At 60.2% G+C, this 18,651-nt stretch carries 18 protein-coding genes and 2 pseudogenes; 2 read left to right on the top strand and 18 right to left on the bottom strand.

The annotated features are described in order from the left end of the window. Together AC5E6N_RS16435 and dusB are read right to left on the bottom strand one after the other, a co-directional pair. On the bottom strand, nucleotides 1-712 hold a 712-nt coding region (locus tag AC5E6N_RS16435; RefSeq protein WP_491748828.1), incomplete at its 3' end, for a two-component system sensor histidine kinase NtrB. Then, nucleotides 709-1,707 carry a tRNA dihydrouridine synthase DusB gene (gene dusB / locus AC5E6N_RS16430; RefSeq protein ID WP_491748827.1) on the bottom strand — a complete coding sequence of 333 codons (999 nt, stop codon included), beginning with the start codon at nucleotides 1,705-1,707 and terminating at the stop codon, nucleotides 709-711. The genes dusB and AC5E6N_RS16435, both read right to left, overlap by 4 nt. A gap of 151 nt (nucleotides 1,708-1,858) precedes the next feature. Between dusB and AC5E6N_RS16425 the strand changes: the two genes are divergently transcribed. Together AC5E6N_RS16425 and AC5E6N_RS16420 are read left to right on the top strand one after the other, a co-directional pair. Continuing rightward, entirely contained in the window at nucleotides 1,859-3,079 is a 1,221-nt protein-coding gene (locus AC5E6N_RS16425; RefSeq protein WP_491748826.1) for a bifunctional 2-C-methyl-D-erythritol 4-phosphate cytidylyltransferase/2-C-methyl-D-erythritol 2,4-cyclodiphosphate synthase, read from the top strand. After that, nucleotides 3,072-3,554, top strand: coding sequence for a CinA family protein (locus tag AC5E6N_RS16420; protein ID WP_491748825.1), 483 nt, complete (start codon nucleotides 3,072-3,074; stop codon nucleotides 3,552-3,554). Before AC5E6N_RS16425 ends, AC5E6N_RS16420 begins: the two co-directional genes overlap by 8 nt. On the opposite strand, the gene lpdA (AC5E6N_RS16415) is transcribed toward AC5E6N_RS16420, so the two are convergent. From lpdA (AC5E6N_RS16415) to eno, 16 genes and pseudogenes are all read right to left on the bottom strand, one after another. Beyond that, nucleotides 3,551-4,945, bottom strand: coding sequence for a dihydrolipoyl dehydrogenase (lpdA, locus tag AC5E6N_RS16415; protein ID WP_491748824.1), 1,395 nt, complete (start codon nucleotides 4,943-4,945; stop codon nucleotides 3,551-3,553). The two genes, AC5E6N_RS16420 and lpdA (AC5E6N_RS16415), sit on opposite strands and share 4 nt — an antisense overlap. After that, on the bottom strand, nucleotides 4,946-6,250 hold the full coding sequence (locus AC5E6N_RS16410; protein WP_491748823.1) for a dihydrolipoamide acetyltransferase family protein: 1,305 nt from the start codon (nucleotides 6,248-6,250) through the stop codon (nucleotides 4,946-4,948). Next, complete coding sequence (locus AC5E6N_RS16405) at nucleotides 6,250-7,266, bottom strand: alpha-ketoacid dehydrogenase subunit beta (RefSeq protein ID WP_491748822.1); 1,017 nt, start codon at nucleotides 7,264-7,266, stop codon at nucleotides 6,250-6,252. Before AC5E6N_RS16405 ends, AC5E6N_RS16410 begins: the two co-directional genes overlap by 1 nt. A 3-nt stretch (nucleotides 7,267-7,269) precedes the next feature. After that, nucleotides 7,270-8,496 (bottom strand): 3-methyl-2-oxobutanoate dehydrogenase (2-methylpropanoyl-transferring) subunit alpha, encoded by a 1,227-nt coding sequence (locus AC5E6N_RS16400; RefSeq protein WP_491748821.1) that lies wholly within the window; start codon nucleotides 8,494-8,496, stop codon nucleotides 7,270-7,272. A gap of 218 nt (nucleotides 8,497-8,714) precedes the next feature. Next, on the bottom strand, nucleotides 8,715-9,170 hold the full coding sequence (locus tag AC5E6N_RS16395) for a type II toxin-antitoxin system RatA family toxin (protein ID WP_491748820.1): 456 nt from the start codon (nucleotides 9,168-9,170) through the stop codon (nucleotides 8,715-8,717). Between the two features lie 34 nt (nucleotides 9,171-9,204). Further along, nucleotides 9,205-10,170, bottom strand: a complete 966-nt coding sequence (gene lipA / locus AC5E6N_RS16390; protein WP_491748819.1) for a lipoyl synthase — start codon at nucleotides 10,168-10,170, stop codon at nucleotides 9,205-9,207. Nucleotides 10,171-10,193: 23 nt separating this feature from the next. Continuing rightward, entirely contained in the window at nucleotides 10,194-10,433 is a 240-nt protein-coding gene (locus AC5E6N_RS16385) for a GlsB/YeaQ/YmgE family stress response membrane protein (protein WP_491748818.1), read from the bottom strand. 27 nt (nucleotides 10,434-10,460) lie between these two features. Further along, a complete protein-coding gene (gene lpdA / locus AC5E6N_RS16380) occupies nucleotides 10,461-11,924 on the bottom strand; it encodes a dihydrolipoyl dehydrogenase (protein ID WP_491748817.1) in 1,464 nt (487 codons plus the stop codon). 72 nt (nucleotides 11,925-11,996) lie between these two features. Beyond that, nucleotides 11,997-12,560, bottom strand: coding sequence for an HdeD family acid-resistance protein (locus AC5E6N_RS16375; protein WP_491748816.1), 564 nt, complete (start codon nucleotides 12,558-12,560; stop codon nucleotides 11,997-11,999). A gap of 36 nt (nucleotides 12,561-12,596) precedes the next feature. After that, complete coding sequence (locus AC5E6N_RS16370) at nucleotides 12,597-13,910, bottom strand: pyruvate dehydrogenase complex dihydrolipoamide acetyltransferase (RefSeq protein WP_491748815.1); 1,314 nt, start codon at nucleotides 13,908-13,910, stop codon at nucleotides 12,597-12,599. A 14-nt stretch (nucleotides 13,911-13,924) separates the two neighbouring features. Then, nucleotides 13,925-15,280 (bottom strand): pyruvate dehydrogenase complex E1 component subunit beta, encoded by a 1,356-nt coding sequence (locus AC5E6N_RS16365; RefSeq protein WP_491748814.1) that lies wholly within the window; start codon nucleotides 15,278-15,280, stop codon nucleotides 13,925-13,927. 15 nt (nucleotides 15,281-15,295) lie between these two features. Then, nucleotides 15,296-16,366, bottom strand: coding sequence for a pyruvate dehydrogenase (acetyl-transferring) E1 component subunit alpha (gene pdhA, locus AC5E6N_RS16360; RefSeq protein WP_491748813.1), 1,071 nt, complete (start codon nucleotides 16,364-16,366; stop codon nucleotides 15,296-15,298). Nucleotides 16,367-16,505: 139 nt separating this feature from the next. Continuing rightward, nucleotides 16,506-16,823: an FtsB family cell division protein gene (locus AC5E6N_RS16355; RefSeq protein WP_491748812.1), complete on the bottom strand. Its 318-nt coding sequence runs from the start codon at nucleotides 16,821-16,823 to the stop codon at nucleotides 16,506-16,508. Nucleotides 16,824-16,986: 163 nt separating this feature from the next. Continuing rightward, nucleotides 16,987-17,937: pseudogene (locus tag AC5E6N_RS16350) on the bottom strand (TsoY family (seleno)protein); the annotation flags it as partial. A 15-nt stretch (nucleotides 17,938-17,952) separates the two neighbouring features. Further along, nucleotides 17,953-18,222 (bottom strand): hypothetical protein, encoded by a 270-nt coding sequence (locus tag AC5E6N_RS16345; protein WP_491748811.1) that lies wholly within the window; start codon nucleotides 18,220-18,222, stop codon nucleotides 17,953-17,955. Between the two features lie 203 nt (nucleotides 18,223-18,425). After that, nucleotides 18,426-18,651: pseudogene (gene eno, locus AC5E6N_RS16340) on the bottom strand (phosphopyruvate hydratase); the annotation flags it as partial.

Here is an 18,651-nt window from a genome sequence, read left to right as displayed (position 1 = left end):
GGTCGTAGTTCTCCACGATCTTGATATTTTTCGCAAACCCCGCAGAGGCAGCAGCCTTGACGTGATCGAGCACGGCGTGAATGTTGACCGGCTCCCGGTCCACCGGCCGCTCGTCGGAAAAAATTTCCATACGGTCAACGAGCGACACGATCCTGTCCGTCTCGTCCCTGATAAGGCGCGTCAGTGCCCGGTCATCATCGCCGACGGAGGTCTCCAGGAGCTGCGCGGCTCCGCGTATGCCCGAGAGCGGATTCTTGATCTCATGAGCCAGCATCGATGCCAGCCCCGTCACGGAACGGGCGGCGGAGCGATGCGTGAGCTGCCGGTCGATCTTGTCGGCCATCGAACGCTCCTGAAAGAGCACGACGACCGATCCGTTCTGGTCCGAGACCGGAGCCACATAGATATCGACCAGACGGTCGCTCCCGAGCTTCGGAGAGCTCACATCGACGCGATATTCGTTTACCGGAGCGCGGCGCTCCCTGACCTGCTCTATCAGCGCCAGCAGCGGACTGCCGAATGGAATATAGGTGCTGAGTTTGCGCCGTGAGAGCTGGGCACGGCTGGCGCCGAAGAAGGATTCGGCCTCCCAGTTCGCAAACGAGATGTGGTTCTCCACATCGACCATGATCACCGGATGCCTGATCGCGTCGAGAACCACATGCGCAGCCTCGGCGCCGAAATCCGTGGATAGCGTTCCGGTCATGCTCATGCTGCGGCCAGATCACCCCGGTCTTGCGCACGGTTCGCGTCGAATGCCTCACGAAGTCCGGAAAACACACGCTGCGGATCACGCGATGTCATCATGGATGTTTTCAGGTTTTGCGGGCATGCCGGGGCGTGCAGGGCCAGATACCAGCCGAGATGTTTGCGAAAATGCCGAACCCCGACATCCTCGCCGTAATGATCAAGATTCATGCGGTAATGCTCCTCGATCAGCTTGAGGACGGATCCCGGCATATCGAATTTGCTGTCCTTGCCGGCGATGTCGACGACAATCCATGGCTGACCCTGCGCCGCGCGCCCGATCATCACCGCATCGGCGCCGCTTTGCGACCGCGCCACCCGGGCATCGTCCGACGTTGAAATATCGCCATTGACCACCAGCGGAACCGAGATCGCTTCCCTTACCCGGGCAATGGCCTTCCAGTCGGCGGTTCCGGTATAAAACTGGGCGCGGGTGCGGCCGTGCACCGTTATCATCCGGGCGCCTGACAATTCGGCCCGGCGGGCAAGTTCCGCAGCGTTGAGGCTGTGTTCATCCCATCCGAGTCGCATCTTGACCGTTACGGGAACCTGGACCGCTGCCACGGTCGCCTCGATCAGTTCCACGGCATGGTCGAGATCACGCATGAGCGCCGATCCGGAATAGCCGCCCGTCACCTTCTTCGCGGGGCATCCCATATTGATGTCGATAACATCGGCTCCGTTGGCCTCGGCGATGATGGCGGCTTGCCGCATCCAGACGGCTTCGCGGCCCGCCAACTGCACAACATGCGGCGAAATACCGGAGCCCTGCATGCGGATCCGGGGTTCATCGCGGTCGCAGATGAGTTCGCGGCTGGCGATCATTTCCGTCACGACAAGCCCCGCGCCAAATCGCCACGCAAGCCGGCGAAAGGGAAGATCGCTTATGCCGGACATCGGCGCCAGGATCGCGCGGTTTCGAACCCGAACGGGACCTATGTTGAAAACGTCTTCCATCATTGCAGTTGCACTAATATCAGGCAGAAAGAAAAACTGCACGCTTTTTATGCAATCGCGCGAAAAAAAGAGAAAAAACCATGAACAAGGATGCTGGTCAAAACCTTGAAGGCCCGTTACAGCATCATGACCACTTTGCATTTTACAGGCGGGCATGGCGGACAGGAATACAGTCGGAGCGGTTATCGTAGCGGCCGGACGCGGCGAGCGCGCCGGAGAACCGGACAGCGCGCCGAAACAATATCGCCCCATCGGCGGACGGGAGGTCCTCGCCTGGACGATCGATACGTTCGAAAACCATCCGGACATCGGCATGATTGCCGTGGTCATTCACGCGGACGACCAGGCGCTCTTCTCGCAAACCATGGAAACCTGCGGCCGGCCTTCCGGGCTGACGGTCGTCGAAGGCGGAGCGAACAGGCAACAATCGGTGCTGAAGGGACTTGAAGCCCTTTCGCAAGCCGGGCTCACACATGTGCTCATCCATGACGGTGTGCGGCCGTTTGTCAGCGCATCGCTTATTGACCGCGTCATCGCCAAGCTGCGCGCCGGGTCGTCAGCCGCCCTGCCCGCTCTTGCCGTGGCCGACACGCTCAAGCAGGCATTCCACGGCGACCGGGTGGAAAAAACCGTTCCCCGTACCGGCCTTTTTGCCGCGCAAACGCCGCAGGGTTTCGAATTCCGTTCGATCTTCGACGCGCATCACCGGGCCGCCCGCGACAATGGCGGTCGATTTACCGACGATTGCAGCATCGCGGAATGGGCGAAGATACCCGTCGATCTCGTCGGAGGCGATCCGGAAAACGTCAAACTGACAACAGCAGGAGATATCGCATTGGCGGACGAAAAGCTGGACCGGGAGAACGGAACCGACGGTATTCCGGACGTGCGTACCGGAAACGGATACGACGTGCACGCGCACATCGACGGCGACAGCGTGACCCTGTGCGGCATCGAGATAGCCAATGACAAGGCCCTCTCGGGCCACTCCGACGCCGACATCGCCCTGCATGCCCTGACCGACGCGCTTCTGGCGACCTGCGGCCAGGGCGACATTGGCGACCATTTTCCGCCAAGCGATCCGAAATGGAAAGACGCGGCTTCACATCTCTTCCTCAGACACGCCGCCGAACTGGTTCGCGACGCCGGCGGCATCATTTCCAATGTCGATGTCACGGTGATCTGCGAAGAACCGAAGATCGGCCCGCACAAGGCGGCGATGCGCGGCAGGCTCGGAGAAATCCTCGATATTTCCGTGGAGCGCTGCTCCGTCAAGGCGACCACAAACGAACGCATCGGGTTTATCGGCCGCCGCGAGGGCATGGCCGCAATCGCAACGGCAACGGTTGTTTACGGACACGGCAGCAATGAATGACAACAGGCGTCTCGCGCGTGAACTGGTCGAACGGATGACCGACAACAAGAAAATGGTCGCAACGGTGGAATCGTGCACCGGCGGAATGATTGCCGCGGCGATTACCGACATTGCCGGTTCCTCCGCCGTTCTCGACCGGGGGTTTGTCACCTACTCGAACGAGGCCAAGCAGGATATGGTCGGCGTTTCGCCGGCGACGCTCGCGGCCCACGGCGCCGTGTCACATCAGACCGCAATTGAAATGGCTGAAGGCGCCCTCGCCCGCTCAAGGGCCGATATTGCCGTTTCGGTCACCGGGATTGCCGGTCCCGGCGGCGGATCACCGGAAAAACCGGTCGGGCTCGTCTATATGGCCGTTGCCGGCAAACACATGCAAACCAGGTACGAAACGCTTCAACTGGGCGATGTCGGCCGCGACCAAATTCGCGAGCAGACGGTCCGGCGTGCTCTCGAAGCGCTCATTGAGGCCGTTTAGATATGCAGCCCGTGGCCGAGCGCAAGCATCGCCGCTTCCTGAATGCCCTCTCCCTGTGTCGGATGCGCGTGTATGGTCGATGCGATATCCTCCAGGCGGGCGCCGAGTTCAAGTGACGCTGCGAAGGCGGACGCGAACTCCGAGACATTGGTGCCCACAGCCTGGATGCCGAGTACAAGCTCATTGTCCTTGCGCGCCACGATACGGACAAAGCCCGCCTCGGCACCAAGTGTCATGGCCCTTCCATTGGCTGCCAGTGGGAACTTGCCGACCACGATGTCATAACCGGCATCTCGTGCTTCATCGGGTGAGAGCCCGACGGACACGATTTCAGGGTCCGTGAAGCACACGGCCGGAATGGCGGCCGGCTCGAAGGCGCGGTGTTTGCCTGCAATGATCTCCGCGACCACCTCGCCCTGCGCCATCGCCCGGTGGGCGAGCATCGGCTCTCCCGTCACATCGCCAATGGCGAACACATCCGTCATGGATGTGCGGCATTCGCTGTCGATGGCGATAAAGCCGTCATTCATGGTCAGTTGCAGCTCCCGCAGGCCCCAGCCGTCGAGGCGCGGCTTGCGACCGACGGTCACCAGCACCTTGTCCGCATCGACCGAAAACGCCTTGCCGTCCTTGTCGCTCGCCACAAGCGATTTGCCGCCTTTCTCCAGTGCCCCGGCACGGGCGTTGAGATGGACGGCGATACCGAGGTTCTTCAACTGCCTCGCAACGGCATCGGAGATTTCCCTGTCGTATTGCGGCAGCAAACGGTCCGATGCTTCAAGCACGGTGACGTTGGACCCCATTTTGGCGAATGCGGTCCCCAGTTCCAGGCCGATATAGCCGCCGCCGACAACGGTAAGGGCCTTGGGCACGCTTTCCAGTTTCAGGGCCTGTGTCGAAGAGATGACGTCGCCGCCGAACGGCAGCGTTTCGAGTTCGACCGGTTCCGAGCCCGGCGCGAGGACGACGAACTTGGCCTTGATCTGTGAGGATTCCTTCTCACCCGCAACGCTGCATGTCTTGCCATCGCGCATGCGGGCCTGGCCGTTTATCACGGTCACGCCGGCCTTTTTCAGAAGGGCGGACACGCCGCCGTTGAGACGGCTGACAATACCGTCCTTCCATTCCATCGCTTCGACCAGATCGAGTTTCGGCGACTTTACGGAAATACCGGGCAGTTTTCCCTTCGAGGCCTTGACCGCAGCCTCGAATTCGTCAGCGATATGGATCAGCGCCTTTGACGGGATACAGCCCACATTGAGGCAGGTCCCGCCGACGCTCTTTTTCTCGACAAGGATCGTGTCGAGCCCGAGCTGTCCCGCGCGGATCGCCGCCACATATCCGCCCGGGCCGCCGCCGACCACCAGAACCTCGCAGGAAAGATAGTTCATCTAAGGCTCCATGAAGAGTGTCGCCGGCGTTTCCAGCGAACCGCGCATATGCTGTATGAACTCCGCCGCGTCCCAACCGTCGACAATGCGGTGATCGAAGGATGAGGACAGGTTCATCATCTTGCGCGGCACGAATGCCCCGTCCTGATAAACCGGCCGCATGGCTATCTTGTTGACGCCGACCACGGCGACTTCGGGACTGTTGATCACCGGCGTCGAGACGATGCCGCCCATCGGTCCGAGGCTGGAAAGCGTTATCGTCGAACCGGTCAGCTCTTCACGGGTGATCGTGCCGTCGCGCGCGGCATCGGCCAGCCTCTGCGCCTCCGCCGCGATGTTCCAGATGTCGCGCGCTTCGGCATTGCGCAGGACTGCAACGACCAGCCCGTTTGCGGTCTGAACGGCCATCCCGATATGGGCCGCGCCGAACTGCCTGAGGATCCCGGCATCGTCCTCGTAATGCGCGCTCAACTTGGGATAAACCTTCAGCGCCTTGACCATGGCGCGCATGATGAACGGCAGCAGCGTCAGCTTGGGCTGGTCGGCCCGTCTTTGAGCGTTCAGATGCGTGCGCAGTTCCTCCAATTCCGTCATGTCCACCTCATCGACATAGGTGATGTGCGGAATGCGCGATTTCGCGTCCTGCATGCGTTCGGCAATCTTGCGCCGCAGGCCGATCACCTTTGTCTCGGTAACGGTGTTGTTGGGCTGAAAGGCGGCATTGACGGGTTCGGACTTGCCGGCGATGTAGGCGTCGAGGTCCTCGTGAAGGATACGGCCGGCAGGACCACTGCCCCGCACATAGACCAGTTCCACGCCGGCATTCCTTGCCCGTTTTCGGACGCTGGGGGCCGCAACCGGTCGTTCGCCTTCCGGGCGCGGCGGTCCGGCCGGTGCAGGCGTCGGAATCTTGGCCTGCGAAGGGGGCGGCGCCGGTTCGGACGGCTTGACATTCGCATCCGTCTCCTGCCTCGCCTCCACCGGCGCTTTCTCCGCATCGGTCGCGGCCTCAACCGCAACCGCCGGTTTGGATGAAGCCTGCTGATCGACCGCACCCTCCCCGTTTTCGACCTCGATGGTGATGATGGCCGCACCGACGGCCGTCATCGCGCCGATCTCGCCGTCGATCGCCAGCACTTTGCCATCGACAGGAGATGGGATTTCCACCGTCGCCTTGTCGGTCATGACAGCGGCAAGCACCTGGTCTTCGCGCACCAGATCGCCGACGGACACGTTCCACTCGACAATCTCGGCCTCGGTAATGCCTTCACCGACGTCGGGCATCTTGATCGTATGTGCCCCCATCACACTGCCTCCGTCAGTTCTTTCAAGGCCCGCCCGACCCGCGCGGGACCCGGAAAATAATCCCACTCCTGCGCATGCGGATAGGGCGTATCCCATCCCGTGACGCGAACGATCGGTGCTTCGAGATTGTAAAAACACTGTTCCTGCAACTGCGCGGACAACTCCGCGCCGAACCCCGATGTCAGCGTGGCCTCGTGAAGAACCATACACCGGCCGGTCTTTCTGACCGATTGCGCGATCGTGTCGATGTCAAGCGGAAGCAGCGTCCGCAGGTCGATGATCTCCGCATCGATCCCGGTTTCCTCAACCGCCGCCTCGGCAACGAAACACATGGTGCCGTAGGTCACGATGCTGACGGCGCTGCCCTCCCGGCGTACGGCGGCTTTGCCGATCGGCAGGGTGTAATAATCCTCCGGAACATTGCCGAGCGGATGGCTGTTCCAGTTTTGCGCCGGACGGTCATGGTGGCCGTCGAACGGCCCATTGTACAAACGTTTCGGTTCGAAAAAAATGACCGGGTCGTCATCCTCGATCGCCGAGATAAGCAGGCCTTTCGCGTCATAGGGCGTTGACGGCATGATCGTCTTCAGACCCGACACATGCGTGAAAAGCGCCTCCGGGCTCTGGCTGTGCGTCTGTCCGCCGAAAATCCCGCCGCCCACAGGGCTGCGGATGGTGATCGGAGCGGTGAAATCGTTGGCAGACCTGTAACGGATGCGGGCCGCTTCGGAGACGATCTGGTCGTAGGCTGGGTAGATATAGTCGGCGAACTGAACTTCGATGCAGGGCCTCAGGCCGTAAACCGCCATGCCGATCCCGGCGCCCACGATCCCGCTCTCGTTGATGGGGCTGTCGAACACGCGGGACGTGCCGTATTTCTTCTGAAGGCCGGCCGTGCAGCGAAAGACGCCGCCGAAATAGCCGACATCCTCACCGAAGACCACGACGTCGTCGTCACGCTCCATCATCACGTCCATGGCGCTGCGGATGGCCTCGATCATCGTCATCTGTACCATGACCTAGACCCCCAGCTTCTGGCGTTGCACGACGAGATGCGGCGGCATCTCCTTGTAGACATCCTCGAAAATATCCCGTGCGCTGGAGCCGCCACCCATCACGCCGTAGGATTCGGCCTCCTTGGCCGCCACACGCATTTCCTCGTCAAATTCAGCCTCCGCCTGGGTGTGTCGCTCTTCGCTCCAGTCGCCCCTTTTGATGAGATGGTTCTTCAGCCGCAGGACGGGGTCGCCCAGAGGCCACGCGGCCGATTCTTCACGCGGCCGGTACCGACTGGGATCGTCGGATGTCGAATGCGGTGCCACCCGGTAGGTCACCCACTCAATCAGGGTCGGACCGAGATTGCGGCGCGCGCGTTCGACCGCCCATTTCGAGACCGAATGGACCGCCATGAAATCATTGCCGTCCACCCTGAGTGATGGAATTCCGAAGCCAAGCGCCCTTTCGGCGAAGGTCGCCGCATCGCCGCCGGCGATCCCCTGAAACGAGGAGATCGCCCACTGGTTGTTGACGATGTTGAGAACGACGGGCGGCTTGTAGACGGACGCGTTGACGAGGGCGGCGTGGAAATCGCTTTCGGCCGTCGAGCCGTCGCCGATCCACGCCGAGGCGATCTTGGTGTCGCCCTTGATCGCCGAAGCCATCGCCCATCCGACCGCGTGGATGTATTGCGTCCCCAGATTGCCGGAAATGGTGAAGAAGCCGTGCTTCTTGGAGGAGTAGAGAACCGGCAGTTGCCGCCCGTGCAGCGGATCGCGGGCATTGGAGAGGATCTGGCAGATCATATCGACGACCAGGTAGTCCTGGCACAGCAGCAGCCCCTGCTGGCGATAGGTCGGAAAGTTCATGTCGCCGGGCGAGAGCGCCATCTGCTGCCCGATCGCGATCGCCTCCTCGCCGGTGCACTTCATGTAGAAAGATGTCTTGCCCTGACGCTGCAGTGTCATCATGCGTTCGTCAAAGGCCCGCGTCCTCAGCATCGAGCGCAGCCCGTGCAGGAGAAGATCCTTGTCGATGTCCTCGGCCCAGGGGCCAACCACCTCCGCGTCCCGGTTGAGAACACGGATCATTGTTGTTGCAAGGTCTTTGACATCGCGCGCGTCTGTATCGATATCAGGTTTGCGAACGGTCCCCGCCCTTGGAACTTCGAAGTCGGAGAAGTCCGGCTCATCGCCCGGGCGGACAGGTGGCTCCGGCACCTTGAAGGAAAGCGGCCCGTAATCGCTCATCAATGTCTCGCTTTCTGGCTCGCGGCCTCTCGGCCTCAACCGTTAATTACGACAACAATACTGACCTATAATGTGTTCCGGTTTCGTCACACCGACAATAGCGCCTTTGAAATTGGATTGTATATGGCGCAGCCTGTGGATCGGCTTTGCAAAGATTGCGTCAAAAAGCGGTGTTTTGTTCTTTTATGCCCTGGCGCGGCAAAGGGATGGCCGCGATTTCAGCCTTTTTTGCCGTAAATCTCGTCGGCCCGTTTCTCGAACGCTTCCGCGAACATGCGGAAGGCCCGGTCGAACATGCCGCCCATCAGCAGGCCGAGTGCCCGGCTCCTGAACGCGTAATCGATATAAAACGACACATCGCACCCGTCGTCGCCGGCAGGCTCGAACCCCCAGCGATTGTTGAGATAGCGGAACGGGCCGTCGAGATATTTGACATCGATGACCCAATCGCCAGGGCTCAGAAGCACCTGGCTGGTAAACGTCTCGCGAATGGCCTTGTAGCCGACGGTCATATCCGCAATCAGCAGGGTCTTGTCGCCGCGCTCCTTTCGGTTGCGGATTTTCAACGAATCGCAAAGCGGCAGAAATTGCGGATATTTCTCGATATCGGCGACGAGCACGAACATATGTTGCGGCGCGTGGGCAACGAAACGCTTTGTATCGAATTTAGGCATAGGCTGGGGTGCGCTCGGCGGTCGTCGTTCTCGATCACATGGACGGGCCACGCCGTTCGGCCCGGGCGGCCTGCAGCTTGGCAAAATCGTCGCCCGCATGATGCGACGAACGGGTCAGCGGACTGGCCGAAACCATCAAAAACCCTTTCGAATAGGCGATCGCCTCATAGGACTTAAACTCATCCGGGCTGATAAACGCCTCCACCTTGTGGTGCTTGCGGGTCGGCTGCAGATACTGCCCGATGGTCAGGAAGTCGACATCGGCGACCCGCAGGTCATCCATCAACTGCAGCACCTCGTTGCGCTCTTCGCCAAGGCCGACCATGATCCCCGATTTGGTGAACATGTCGGGGTCGAGCTCCTTCACCCGCTGAAGCAGCCGGATGGAGTGGAAATAGCGTGCACCGGGCCTGACCGTCAGATAGTTCGACGGAACCGTTTCAAGATTATGATTGAACACGTCCGGACGGGCGGCAACCACCGTTTCAAGCGCGCCGTCCTTGCGCAGGAAATCGGGAGTGAGGATCTCGATTGTCGTACCTGGTGATGCGTGCCGTATCGCCGTGATCGTTTCGACGAAATGCTGCGCGCCGCCATCGGCCAGGTCGTCGCGGTCAACCGAGGTGACGACAACATGGTTCAGACCCATCTGATAAACGGCCTTGGCAACGTTTTCCGGTTCGTTGGGATCAAGCATTCCGGGCTTGCCGGTTGCGACATTGCAGAACGCGCAGGCCCGCGTACAGATTTCGCCCATGATCATGAAACTGGCGTGTTTTTGTTGCCAGCAACTGCCGATATTCGGGCAACCGGCCTCTTCGCACACGGTCACCAGATTGTTCGACTTCACGATGTCGCGGGTTTCCTGATAGCCCTTCGACGTCGGCGCCTTGACGCGAATCCAGTCCGGTTTGCGCTTGACCTCATTGTCCGGCCGATGCGCTTTTTCCGGGTGCCTGACCCGCTTTACTTGTGAAACCGTATCAACGACAGTAACCATGCCAATTGTCCCAAAAGCGGCGCTCAGCGCCCCGCCAGAAGCGCAAACAGCCAGAGGATGACAATCGCACCGACCGTTGCAACAACCAGGTTTCCAACAAACCCGAAATAGGCGATACCGAAGCTCTGGGCAAGGAAGCCGCCCACGAACGATCCGATAATACCCACGACCAGGTTCTTGATCAGGCCATGATTTCTGTTCATGGCCTTCTCGGCAATAAAGCCGGCGATCAATCCGATAATCAAAAAGCCGATGATGCTCATCCGGGAGACTCCTGTATTGAATTCCGGCTAAGCATTCAATGCGCGGCCGTAGGCGTCAAGCACACTTTCCTTCATCATCTCAGATAGGGTCGGATGCGGGAAAATGGTATGCATCAGCTCTTCCTCGGTGGTTTCCAGGTTCATGGCGACCACGAAGCCCTGGATCAGTTCGGTCACCTCGGCGCCGACCATGTGCGCACCCAGCAGTTCGCCGGTCTTCTTGTCGAAGATCGTCTTGATAAGACCCTTATCCTCGCCAAGCGCGATGGCCTTGCCGTTGGCGCTGAACTGGAAGCGCCCGACGCGGATATCATAGCCCGCTTCCTTGGCTTTCGCCTCGGTCAGCCCGACACTCGCCACCTGCGGGTCGCAATAGGTGCAGCCGGGAACCTTGTTCTTGTCCATCGGGTGGACGCCCGGCACGCCGGCAATCTTCTCGATGCAAACGACGCCCTCATGCTCTGCCTTGTGGGCGAGCATCGGCGGTCCGGCCACATCTCCGATGGCGTAGACGCCCTCGACATTGGTCCTGCCATAGCCGTCGATGACGATGCAGCCGCGATCGGTTTTGACGCCGAGTGCTTCAAGGCCGAGATCCTCGATATTGCCCTGTACGCCAACGGCCGAGATAAGCCTGTCTGCGGTTATGGCCTGGCTCTTGCCGTCCTTGGTTTCGACATGCGCGGTGACGTTGTCCGCGCCCTTCTCAACCTTCGTGACCTTGGCTTCGGTAATGATCTTGAGGCCGGCGCGCTCGAGCGCCTTGCGGGCGAGCCCCGAGATTTCCGCATCCTCCACTGGCATGATCGTCGGCATCAGCTCGACGACCGTTACATCGACGCCCATTGCATTGTAGAAGCTCGCAAATTCGATGCCGATCGCCCCGGATCCCATCACCACCATGGACTTCGGCTGCCTTTGCGGCACCATGGCCTCGAAATAGGTCCAGATCAGCTTTCCGTCGGGCTCGATACCGGGAAGCACGCGCGGGCGTGCACCGGTGGCAATGATCACATGTTTGGCTTTGTAGACCCCTTCCCCGAGCGTGTTCTTCGGCGCCGGATGCTGCGGCTCCATGGCTTTCTTCCTGGGTTTGCCGACGGTGACTTCAGCGGGATTGCCGCCCTTGGCGGCTTTGGTCAGTTGCGCCTCTCCCCATATGACGTCGACCTTGTTCTTTTTCATCAGGAAGCCGATCCCGGCATTAAGCCGGCCCGAAACGCCCCGGGAACGCTCCACCACGGCCTTGATGTCCGCCGACACCTTGCCTTCCAGCTTCAGCCCGTAACGGTCCGCATGCTCGGCAAAGTGAAGGATTTCCGCGGAACGAAGCAATGCTTTTGTCGGTATGCAGCCCCAGTTCAGGCAGATGCCGCCCAGATGCTCACGTTCGACGATCGCTGTCTTCAGGCCGAGCTGAGCCGCGCGAGCGGCAGTCACATAGCCGCCCGGACCGGACCCGATAATGATGACGTCATAAGTGTTGGACACGCCTGGTCTCCTGATCTCCGCACATTGTCATGCCGCCGGCAGTCTTGAGGGGCGGCCCTTTGTATTTTTTCGTCAGCTCCTGCGCAGCGCAAGGCCGGTCATCAGCAGAGCGACGCCGTTGAACGTCAGCTCGACACCCAGAAAAAGGCCGAGGACCGATGTCGCAGCCCAGGGAAACTCGGCAAAGATGATGATACCGAGAACCACGGACAATACGCCCGATACCGTGATCCATCCCCAGCCCGCTGCCGGACGCATGGACATGGAATAGGCAATCTTCGCCCCGCCAAGCAGGATCAGAAGAATGGCGACGAGAATGGTCAGCGATACGGCCCCGGCAACGGGATTGCCGACGAGAGCCACACCGACCAGAAGGGTCAGGATGCCGACACCGAGCGTCCAGACAAAATCACCGGTCCCGCGTGTCGAGAATGCTTGGACGATCTGGACAATACCGACAAGCATGAACATGAAGCCGGCAATATAGTCGACCGCCAGGGTCGCCTGAACGGGATTGGCAAATGAGAGGAAACCGCCGATCAGCGAAATGATGCCGATCGCGATCAGCCATCCCCACGCCGCCTTCAATTTCTCGATGGCGTCCTCGATATCCTTCTTGTCAAACTGCTCCGACATATCGGCCTCCTCTCCTCGTCTGGCCTTGGATGATGGCTATACGAGCATCGCGAACGGGTTCTCGATATAGCCTTTGAATGCATCAAGAAGCTGTGCGCCAAGGGCGCCATCCACGGCGCGGTGATCGGTCGACAACGTGACCGACATCACCGTGGCGACGGAAACGGTTCCGTCTTTGACGACCGGCCGCTGTTCGCCTGCGCCCACGGCAAGAATCGTCGCATGCGGCGGGTTTATGACCGCGGAAAACTCCTTGATCCCGAACATGCCGAGATTGGAGACGGCCGTCGTGCCGCCCTGATATTCCTGCGGCATGAGCTTGCGGTCCCGCGCCCTGGTGGCGAGGTCCTTCATCTCGTTGGAAATGGTCGACAGCGGTTTGATCTCCGCCTGCCGGACAATCGGCGTGATGAGACCGCCCGGTATCGCGACGGCGACGCCGACATCGGAATGCTTGTGCAGGACCATATTGCTCTCGGTCCACGACGCATTGGCGTCCGGAACATCGCGCAGGGCAAGGGCCATCGCCTTGATGACAAAATCATTGACGGACAGTTTGAACGCGGGCTTGTCGTCGCGAACCGGCGCGGATTCGTTCAGCTGCTTGCGCAGGGACAGAAGCGCATCCAGTTCGCAATCGACCGTCAGGTAGAAATGCGGAACGGTCTGCTTGGATTCGACCAGCCGCTTGGCGATGGTCTTGCGCATATTGTCGTGCGGAACAAGCTCGTACGAGCCGTCCTCGAACAGCTTGAGCGTCTGTTCGTCCGACGGTGCAGCCGGTGCCGGTGCTGCCGCGGCGGGTGCGGCTTTGCCGCCGCCGGCAATGGCGGCATCGACATCGCGTTTGATGATCCTGCCGTGCGGCCCGGTGCCATTCACGCTCGACAGATCGATACCGGCTTCGGCAGCGATACGGCGGGCGAGCGGAGACGAAAAGATTCGGTTTCCGGCCGGTGCGGCGGCAGGCGCCTGGGCTGCGGGCGGCGTCGGGGCCGGCGCGGCAGCGCTCGGCTGGGGTGCAGCCTCTTGGGGCGCGGGTGCGGCCGGCGCAGGTTCCGCAGCGGAAGGAGCCGGCGCCGCGCTGGCCGCGGCCGAGGCATCCTCGCCCTCTTCGGCCAGGATGGCGATCGGCGCGTTGACCTTGACGCCCTCGGTCCCCTCGGGAACCAGGATCTTGGCGACAACGCCCTCGTCCACCGCTTCGACTTCCATCGTCGCCTTGTCGGTTTCGATCTCGGCAATGACATCGCCGGAGGAAACACTGTCCCCTTCCTTGACGAGCCATTTGGCAAGATTGCCTTCCTCCATTGTCGGGGAAAGCGCTGGCATGGTGATACTGATCGGCATGTCCCTGCCCCCTCCTAGCTCGTATAGGTAACGGCTTTAACCGCTTCGACGATTTCGGCCACATTCGGCAGGGCCAGTTTTTCCAGATTGGCCGCATAGGGCATCGGCACGTCCTTGCCTGCGACGGTCAGAACCGGCGCATCCAGATAATCGAATGCCTGCTGCATGACCCGTGTGGCGATCTCGGTTCCGACCGAGCTTTGCGGGAAGCCTTCTTCCACGGCAACCAGCCGCCCGGTTTTCTTCACCGATTCAATCACCGTCGGCATATCCATCGGGCGTATCGTACGCAGATCGATGACCTCGGCCTCGATACCCATGCCGGCCAGTTCGCCGGCCGCTTTCTCGACATAGGTCATGCCGATGCCGAAGGAAACAATCGTCACGTCATTGCCGCTTCGATGAATACGGGCCTTGCCGATCGGCAGTACAAAATCATCCAGTTTGGGCACGCCAAATGTGTGCCCGTACATGATTTCGTTTTCCAGGAAGATAATCGGATTGGGATCGCGGATCGCTGCTTTCAGCAGTCCCTTTGCATCGGCCGCCGTGTAAGGCATGACCACCTTGAGGCCGGGCACGTGGCTGTACCAGGCGGCATAACATTGCGAGTGCTGGGCGCCGACGCGGGCCGCGGCTCCGTTCGGCCCCCGGAATACGACCGGAGCCGACATCTGTCCGCCGGACATATAGCGCGTCTTTGCCGCCGAATTGATGATCTGGTCCATCGCCTGCATGGCGAAGTTGAAGGTCATGAATTCAACGATCGGCTTCAGGCCGGCCATGGCCGCGCCGACACCAACGCCCGCGAAACCGTGCTCCGTGATCGGCGTGTCGATCACCCGGCGCGCGCCGAACTCGTCAAGCAGCCCCTGGGTCACCTTGTAGGCCCCCTGATATTCGGCGACCTCTTCGCCCATGACGAAGATATCGTCGTCGGCGCGCATCTCCTCCGCCATGGCGTCACGCAACGCTTCGCGAACCGTCGTCGGCACCATCTCCGTTCCGGCCGGAATATCCGGATCGGCCGGAACCTCGGCCGCCACCGGAGCAGCGGCGACCGGTTCGGGCGCCGCCGTCGCCGGCTCGGCGGCCGGCGTTTCGGTTCCGATATCGGATGCGGATTCCCCTTCCTGCAGCAGAACAGCGATTATGCTGTTGACCTTCACGCCCTCGCTGCCTTCCGGAACGACGATCTTGCCGATCGTGCCTTCATCGACGGCCTCGACTTCCATCGTCGCCTTGTCCGTCTCGATCTCGGCGATCACGTCTCCCGAGGAAACGCTGTCGCCTTCCTTCTTGAGCCATTTGGCAAGATTGCCCTCTTCCATGGTCGGTGAGAGCGCCGGCATAAGAATATCAATTGGCATGTTCTCTCCCCCCGACTAGGCCAGTATATCCGTATAGAGTTCCGATGGATCCGGCTCCGGATCCGTCTGCGCAAACTCGGCACTGTCGGCAACAACGTCGCGAACGCCCTTGTCGATGGCCTTGAGTTCATCCTCCGTCGCCCAGCCTTTATCGAGCAGCCGCGCCTTGACCTGTTCGATGGGGTCGTGCTCGGAGCGCATTTTCTGCACCTCGTCCTTGCTGCGGTACTTGGCGGGGTCCGACATGGAATGGCCGCGGTAGCGGTAGGTCAGCATCTCGAGAATGATCGGCCCCTTCCCGGAGCGTGCGAATTCCAGGGCGGCATCGGCCGCCGCCTTGACGGCGCGCACGTCCATGCCGTCGACCTGATAGCCCGGAATGTTGAACGAAACGCCGCGCTGCGAGAAGTCGGTCTGAGCTGATGCGCGCGAGACTGCCGTGCCCATGGCATAGCGGTTGTTCTCGACCACATAGACCACGGGCAATTGCCAGAGCTCGGCCATGTTGAAACTCTCATACACCTGACCCTGGTTGGCGGCGCCGTCGCCGTAGAACGCGATGCTGACCTTGCCGTTGTCCTTGTAATGATTGGCGAGCGCGATGCCGGTGCCAAGCGGAACCTGCGCACCGACGATACCGTGGCCGCCGAAAAAGTTCTTCTCGCGGGAGAACATGTGCATCGAGCCGCCCTTGCCGCGCGAATAGCCGCTTTGCCGCCCCGTAAGCTCCGCCATGACACCGCGCGCCGACATGCCCGCCGCGAGCATGTGGCCATGATCGCGATAGCCGGTGATCAGCTGATCGCCATCCTCCATGGCATGCTGGATGCCGGTGATGACCGCTTCCTGACCAATATAGAGGTGGCAAAAGCCGCCGATGAAGCCCATCCCATAGAGCTGGCCCGCCTTTTCCTCAAAGCGCCGGATCAGCAGCATCTCCTGATAGACCTGCAGTTCCTGCTCCTTGGTGAATTCGGCAATCTCCTTCCCGATGCCGGGCTTTGAGGATTTGCCTGATCTCGATTTCGCGGATTTGGATGCGGCGGCGCGACGGCCGTTTGACGCTGCGTTCTTACGCGGGGCCATATAGTCCTCCCAATTGTTCGTCCGATCTCACCTTACGGAAATGAAGAGCGGCCAGCAAGTTCAATAATGCATAGCTTTATTGCATTCTATTATATTGTTTTTATTGTATGTTTTCCGTGTTAACTGAATAACAGTTAACTCAATCATAGTCGAAGATGACGATCTCATCGGCACGCGACAGGTTGAGCGACTGACGGGCCCTTTCATCGAGCATATCGCGCACGACCGGCCCGCTTGTCGGCAGCAATTTAACCTGCTGCTGCAACAGTTTGCGCTCCGCCACGAGAGCCGCGAGCTCCGTTTCGAGCTGCGCCTTGCGGACGTCAAATTCTTGCGTTGCATTCAAGCCCCTATCGCCATTGATCGAATGAAAGCCGAAATAGCTGATAAAGGCAATGGCAATGATCGGGATAACAAGACGGCCGGTTCTTCGTATCTTTTTTTGCCGTGTCGACATGCTTTACGCTGCTTTATACTCGAAACACCGGTCGACCGGGCTGCGGGGCCCGGAAACCAAACTGATGGTATTTATGCAGCAGCAAGTTTAATAACGCGTTATCGCTATTGCCGGGGTCGAAGCCGGTATCCGCAACGTCGAGCCCGACAGAGCCCGGCAAATACTATTCGGCTGCATCAAGGCCTGGCAAACCCTGTCCCTGATCGGCACGGGCAGTGCCGCTGCCGCTCAGATGTTTCCGGTTCAGGATGAACATCGTCCTGATCGTCACAAACTGCAGGTAAACGAGCGGAACGAGCAGAATGAAGTAGGCCGGCGAGAACCTGTCCACGATCCCGTTGGCGACAAGGCCCGGATGAATGAAGAACATACCGAACACCATCAGCGCAACACCGGGGCAGATCAGAGCATAGGAGGCCGCACTCGCCTTCTTGCCGTGAATATAGTGCGAAAAATAATCGAGCCTGCGCATGGTCACGAACCCGATCAGGCCGAAAAGCAGTTGAACCGATAACAGGATCGCGAGATTGACCAGCATGTCGGATGGAGCCGGGCCGCCGTCAAAGACGTGATGCAGCCCATGCGACAGCCGAACGGTCGCTATGCCGCTGACGGTGACGATTGGAGTGATGATCCAGAGCGAAGGCGCGCCTTCTTCGCTAACGCCGTGTTCCAGTATGTCCTTGAACCCCAGAACGACCATGATCAGCCCCCAGATGGCCGCCGAGGTCAGAAAGAAGATGGACAGCACCAGGCCGACGACCACCGTCGCCTGCACATGGCTCATGGCTGCAGGCGCCGCAAAGCCGACCCCGATCATGGACATGGCGAAGACGGCGACCAGTTGGCTGAGGCTGTTGTTGGCCGACCACTCGAACTTTCCTTGTGTCAGGATCCGGCCGGCATAGGATGCAAACATCCTCAGCGCCAGGAGGGCTACCGCGGCAAAGGCGATAATCGCCGCCGGAAACAGATATTCGACCACGCCCCACAGGCCCGGAACGAACAGCGCGCCAAGGATGAACGCCACGTTGATGCTCATGGCCAGCGTCAGCGGAATGGCCAAGCGGGTCACCTCCGCATTGCCGGACATGAGCCTGTTATAGGCCGGTGTTTGCTGAAACGCGCGCTAGGCCGACACATTCAGCACCAGCAGCCTGTAATGCTGAAAAGCGAAGTAGAGGATGCCGACAAGCGCGAGAGCGACCGGGGCCATGATCAAAAGCTCCCCTCCGGCAAATACACGCGCAAGCGTCGCAAAAGTCGGGATCGCCGACTCCGGATGCGCAAGCATGAACATCAGATAGATGAAGAAGGAGACGGCGAGGCCACCATTGCCAAGCGAAGCCAGAAAATAGAGCGGGTTATAAGGGCTGTTAAATCGTCTTGAATTTTCCATTGAAAACCCCTGCGTGCGCGTTTGCGGATACCCGGCGACAAAATCGATGCGCCGGGCCAAGGCATGTCCAATGCCTTTATATTAGTATATCTTTTTATTCTAATATATAAATGCGACCTTCTGACCCGCCTGCCCGGACGCTCGCGTCCAAAAGAAAACGGCCCCCGAGGGAGGCCGCCCGACATTACGTCAATTGATCGGATTCAGCTTCGCAACATGCTCCGCCCGGCATAGCTTGCCTGCGTATCCAGTTCTTCCTCAATCCGGATGAGCTGGTTGTATTTCGCAAGCCGGTCGGACCGCGCCAGCGAGCCGGTCTTGATCTGACCGCAATTGGTGGCAACGGCGAGATCGGCAATGGTCGAATCTTCCGTTTCACCCGAACGGTGTGACATGACGGCGGAATAATTCGCCTTATGCGCGGTTTCG

The sequence above is a fragment of the Hoeflea sp. genome, from assembly GCF_984452065.1.
Note: the sequence above shows the minus strand (reverse complement) of the source record. Positions and strands in the feature narration are given on the sequence as shown.